Origin of the sequence: Dyella sp. SG609, from assembly GCF_012275375.1 — a bacterium.
GTDB lineage: Bacteria > Pseudomonadota > Gammaproteobacteria > Xanthomonadales > Rhodanobacteraceae > Dyella_D > Dyella_D marensis.
On record NZ_JAAZQJ010000026.1, the window covers coordinates 1 to 5,464 of the forward strand.

General features: G+C 54.7%; 2 tRNA genes and 3 rRNA genes. All 5 read left to right on the forward strand.

The annotated features are described in order from the left end of the window. Positions 1–272: 272 nt before the first annotated feature. The 5 genes from FHW85_RS22125 (at position 273) to rrf (ending at position 5,440) form a co-directional block, all read left to right on the forward strand. Positions 273–1,817: ribosomal RNA gene (locus tag FHW85_RS22125) — 16S ribosomal RNA — on the forward strand. 109 nt (positions 1,818–1,926) lie between these two features. Further along, positions 1,927–2,003 (forward strand) — tRNA-Ile (locus tag FHW85_RS22130). A 4-nt stretch (positions 2,004–2,007) separates the two neighbouring features. After that, positions 2,008–2,083, forward strand: a tRNA-Ala gene (locus FHW85_RS22135). Between the two features lie 191 nt (positions 2,084–2,274). Next, positions 2,275–5,153, forward strand: a 23S ribosomal RNA gene (locus FHW85_RS22140). A 174-nt stretch (positions 5,154–5,327) separates the two neighbouring features. Continuing rightward, positions 5,328–5,440, forward strand: a 5S ribosomal RNA gene (gene rrf, locus FHW85_RS22145). Together the 16S, 23S and 5S rRNA genes with 2 tRNA genes alongside form the textbook arrangement of a ribosomal RNA operon. Positions 5,441–5,464 lie beyond the last annotated feature (24 nt).

Here is a 5,464-nt window from a genome sequence, read left to right on the forward strand (position 1 = left end):
AAATTCTTCGCTGCAGGTGTTGACGGACCGGAAAGACGATGTAGAATGGGCGGCTCACCCGGGACGAAACGTCTCGGGGCGATTCGAAGAACGGATCGCAAGTGATTGATCTTTGACAGTGTGCGCAGGTGACTTGTGTGGGCGTCTTGCGTTGGATGGATTCATGTCCAACAAATGCAAGCGTCTAACCTAAGAGTCAATTCAAAAGCTTGACGTTTTATGGTTAGGACAACGCTTCAGAAAGATAGAGCATCTTCGGATGTTCGAAAACTTAAGTGAAGAGTTTGATCCTGGCTCAGATTGAACGCTGGCGGCATGCCTAACACATGCAAGTCGAACGGCAGCACAGCAGTAGCAATACTGTGGGTGGCGAGTGGCGGACGGGTGAGTAATGCATCGGGACCTGCCCAGACGTGGGGGATAACGTAGGGAAACTTACGCTAATACCGCATACGTCCTACGGGAGAAAGCGGGGGATCGAAAGACCTCGCGCGGTTGGATGGACCGATGTTCGATTAGCTAGTTGGTGAGGTAATGGCTCACCAAGGCGACGATCGATAGCTGGTCTGAGAGGATGATCAGCCACACTGGGACTGAGACACGGCCCAGACTCCTACGGGAGGCAGCAGTGGGGAATATTGGACAATGGGCGAAAGCCTGATCCAGCAATGCCGCGTGTGTGAAGAAGGCCTTCGGGTTGTAAAGCACTTTTATCAGGAGCGAAATACTGCCGGCTAATACCCGGCGGGGCTGACGGTACCTGAGGAATAAGCACCGGCTAACTTCGTGCCAGCAGCCGCGGTAATACGAAGGGTGCAAGCGTTAATCGGAATTACTGGGCGTAAAGCGTGCGTAGGCGGTTCTTTAAGTCTGCTGTGAAATCCCCGGGCTCAACCTGGGAATGGCAGTGGATACTGGAGAGCTAGAGTGTGATAGAGGATGGTGGAATTCCCGGTGTAGCGGTGAAATGCGTAGAGATCGGGAGGAACATCAGTGGCGAAGGCGGCCATCTGGATCAACACTGACGCTGAGGCACGAAAGCGTGGGGAGCAAACAGGATTAGATACCCTGGTAGTCCACGCCCTAAACGATGCGAACTGGATGTTGGTCTCAACTCGGAGATCAGTGTCGAAGCTAACGCGTTAAGTTCGCCGCCTGGGGAGTACGGTCGCAAGACTGAAACTCAAAGGAATTGACGGGGGCCCGCACAAGCGGTGGAGTATGTGGTTTAATTCGATGCAACGCGAAGAACCTTACCTGGCCTTGACATGTCTGGAATCCTGCAGAGATGCGGGAGTGCCTTCGGGAATCAGAACACAGGTGCTGCATGGCTGTCGTCAGCTCGTGTCGTGAGATGTTGGGTTAAGTCCCGCAACGAGCGCAACCCTTGTCCTTAGTTGCCAGCACGTAATGGTGGGAACTCTAAGGAGACTGCCGGTGACAAACCGGAGGAAGGTGGGGATGACGTCAAGTCATCATGGCCCTTACGGCCAGGGCTACACACGTACTACAATGGTCGGTACAGAGGGTTGCAATACCGCGAGGTGGAGCCAATCCCAGAAAGCCGATCCCAGTCCGGATCGAAGTCTGCAACTCGACTTCGTGAAGTCGGAATCGCTAGTAATCGCAGATCAGCTATGCTGCGGTGAATACGTTCCCGGGCCTTGTACACACCGCCCGTCACACCATGGGAGTGAGTTGCTCCAGAAGCCGTTAGCCTAACCGCAAGGAGGGCGACGACCACGGAGTGGTTCATGACTGGGGTGAAGTCGTAACAAGGTAGCCGTATCGGAAGGTGCGGCTGGATCACCTCCTTTCGAGAACGACAGAACCGCTGACGTAAGACGTCCACACAAGACACCTGCATATCCGCACGCCAATGGCGTGAAAGGCGCGCTCCGCAAGGGGCGGCCTCGAAAGCTTTATGGGTCTGTAGCTCAGGTGGTTAGAGCGCACCCCTGATAAGGGTGAGGCCGGTGGTTCGAGTCCTCCCAGACCCACCACTAAGGGGCCATAGCTCAGCTGGGAGAGCACCTGCTTTGCAAGCAGGGGGTCGTCGGTTCGATCCCGACTGGCTCCACCAGTTCCACGCGGATATGTAGCGCACACAAAAAGATTTTGAAGCGAGACGGCACTGTGGCCGATTTCGTGTTCTTTGAAAATGTAAACGAGTGACAAGCGTCTTGGTTCGAAACCGAATCGAGATGTGTCGTTGAGGCAATTAAGCGAACGCGTTGTTTGGACGTGTGATCCCGAGGCGACTTGGGGTTATATGGTCAAGCGACCAAGCGTATACGGTGGATGCCTTGGCGGTCAGAGGCGATGAAGGACGTGGCAGCCTGCGAAAAGTGTCGGGGAGCTGGCAACAAGCTTTGATCCGGCAATGTCCGAATGGGGAAACCCACTGCGTAAGCAGTATCACTGAGTGAATACATAGCTCTGTGAAGCGAACTCGGGGAACTGAAATATCTAAGTACCCGAAGGAAAAGAAATCAACCGAGATTCCGTCAGTAGCGACGAGCGAACGCGGACTAGCCCAAAAGCACAGCATGTTTTAGCCGAACGGTTTGGAAAAGCCGGCCATAGCAGGTGATAGCCCTGTAGGCGAAAAGGCACGTTGTGTGAAATTGAGTAAGGCGGGGCACGTGAAACCCTGTCTGAACATGGGGGGACCATCCTCCAAGGCTAAATACTCCTGACCGACCGATAGCGAACAAGTACCGTGAGGGAAAGGCGAAAAGAACCCCGGAGAGGGGAGTGAAATAGACCCTGAAACCGTATACGTACAAGCAGTGGAAGCCCGCAAGGGTGACTGCGTACCTTTTGTATAATGGGTCAGCGACTTACTGTCAGTGGCGAGCTTAACCGTCTAGGGGAGGCGAAGGGAAACCGAGTCTGAATAGGGCGCATAGTCTCTGGCAGTAGACCCGAAACCGAGTGATCTATCCTTGGCCAGGTTGAAGGTGCGGTAACACGCACTGGAGGACCGAACCCACATCTGTTGCAATAGATGGGGATGAGCTGAGGATAGGAGTGAAAGGCTAAACAAACTCGGAGATAGCTGGTTCTCCTCGAAAGCTATTTAGGTAGCGCCTCGTATGTATCTTCCTGGGGGTAGAGCACTGTTATGGCTAGCGGGTCATCGCGACTTAGCAAACCATGGCAAACTCCGAATACCAGGACAGACTGTACGGGAGACACACGGCGGGTGCTAACGTCCGTCGTGAAAAGGGAAACAACCCAGACCCGCAGCTAAGGTCCCAAAGTTAGTGCTAAGTGGAAAACGATGTGGGAAGGCACAGACAGCCAGGAGGTTGGCTTAGAAGCAGCCACCCTTTAAAGAAAGCGTAATAGCTCACTGGTCGAGTCGGCCTGCGCGGAAGATTTAACGGGGCTAAGCACTACACCGAAGCTCGGGGTGCACACTTTGTGTGCGCGGTAGAGGAGCGTTCCGTAAGCCTGTGAAGGTGGGTTGAGAAGCCTGCTGGAGGTATCGGAAGTGCGAATGCTGACATGAGTAACGATAATGCGGGTGAAAAGCCCGCACGCCGAAAGCCCAAGGTTTCCTCGCGCAACGTTCATCGGCGCAGGGTGAGTCGGCCCCTAAGGCGAGGCAGAAATGCGTAGTCGATGGGAAGCCGGTTAATATTCCGGCACTTGTCTGCAGTGCGATGTGGGGACGGAGAAAGTTAGGTCTACCGGGCGTTGGTTGTCCCGGGGAAAGGCGGTAGGTGGTGATCTTTGGCAAATCCGGGATCACATACACCGAGCACCGAGACGAGCCCTTTAGGGCGAAGTGACTGATACTACGCTTCCAGGAAAAGCCACTAAGCTTCAGCTGCAGAGAAACCGTACCGTAAACCGACACTGGTAGGCAGGGTGAGAATCCCAAGGCGCTTGAGAGAACTCGGGTGAAGGAACTAGGCAAAATGGCACCGTAACTTCGGGAGAAGGTGCGCCCTTTTTGGTGGCTACATGCGTAGCTGAGCTGAGAAGGGTCGCAGTAACCTGGCCGCTGCGACTGTTTATCAAAAACACAGCACTCTGCAAACACGAAAGTGGACGTATAGGGTGTGACGCCTGCCCGGTGCTGGAAGGTTAATTGATGGGGTCAGCCGCAAGGCGAAGCTCTTGATCGAAGCCCCAGTAAACGGCGGCCGTAACTATAACGGTCCTAAGGTAGCGAAATTCCTTGTCGGGTAAGTTCCGACCTGCACGAATGGCGTAACGACAGCGGCGCTGTCTCCACCCGAGACTCAGTGAAATTGAAATCGCTGTGAAGATGCAGCGTTCCCGCGGCAAGACGGAAAGACCCCGTGAACCTTTACTACAGCTTCACACTGAACGTTGAGTTCTTCTGTGTAGGATAGGTGGGAGGCTATGAAACCGAGACGCTAGTTTCGGTGGAGCCATCCTTGAAATACCACCCTGAAGTGCTTGACGTTCTAACCTAGGTCCGTAATCCGGATCGGGGACCGTGTGTGGTGGGTAGTTTGACTGGGGCGGTCTCCTCCCAAAGAGTAACGGAGGAGCACGAAGGTACGCTCAGCGCGGTCGGACATCGCGCACTGTGTGCAAAGGCATAAGCGTGCTTGACTGCGAGATCGACGGATCAAGCAGGTACGAAAGTAGGTCTTAGTGATCCGGTGGTTCTGTATGGAAGGGCCATCGCTCAACGGATAAAAGGTACTCCGGGGATAACAGGCTGATACCGCCCAAGAGTTCATATCGACGGCGGTGTTTGGCACCTCGATGTCGGCTCATCACATCCTGGGGCTGTAGTCGGTCCCAAGGGTATGGCTGTTCGCCATTTAAAGTGGTACGCGAGCTGGGTTCAGAACGTCGTGAGACAGTTCGGTCCCTATCTGTCGTGGGCGTTGGAGATTTGAGGGGGGCTGCTCCTAGTACGAGAGGACCGGAGTGGACGTTCCGCTGGTGTTCGGGTTGTCATGCCCATGGCATTGCCCGGTAGCTACGAACGGAAGTGATAACCGCTGAAAGCATCTAAGCGGGAAGCACGCCCCAAGATGAGATCTCCCGAGTCCCAGAGACTCCTTAAGGCCCCATCTAGACTAGGTGGTTGATAGGCGCGGTGTGGAAGTGCAGCAATGCATTGAGCTTACGCGTACTAATGAGCCGTGCGGCTTGACCATATAACCCCAAGACGCTTCGTTTACAGATCCCTCTGTGACGATCCCAGCCTTCCATGGCTGGACTCTTCAAAAGAGCAAGATCCCTTAGCGAACATCCCGATTCACCAGACGCTTGTCACTCGTTTACCCCTTTGCGGGGCTTGGCGCACCTCAATGCGCTGCCCCCACCCCTTCCCTGGCGACGATAGCGCTGTGGCCCCACCCGATCCCATCCCGAACTCGGAAGTGAAACGCAGCTGCGCCGATGGTAGTGTAGCTTGCTATGCAAGAGTAGGTCATCGCCAGGGGCTTTATCCTAAAAACCCTCACCG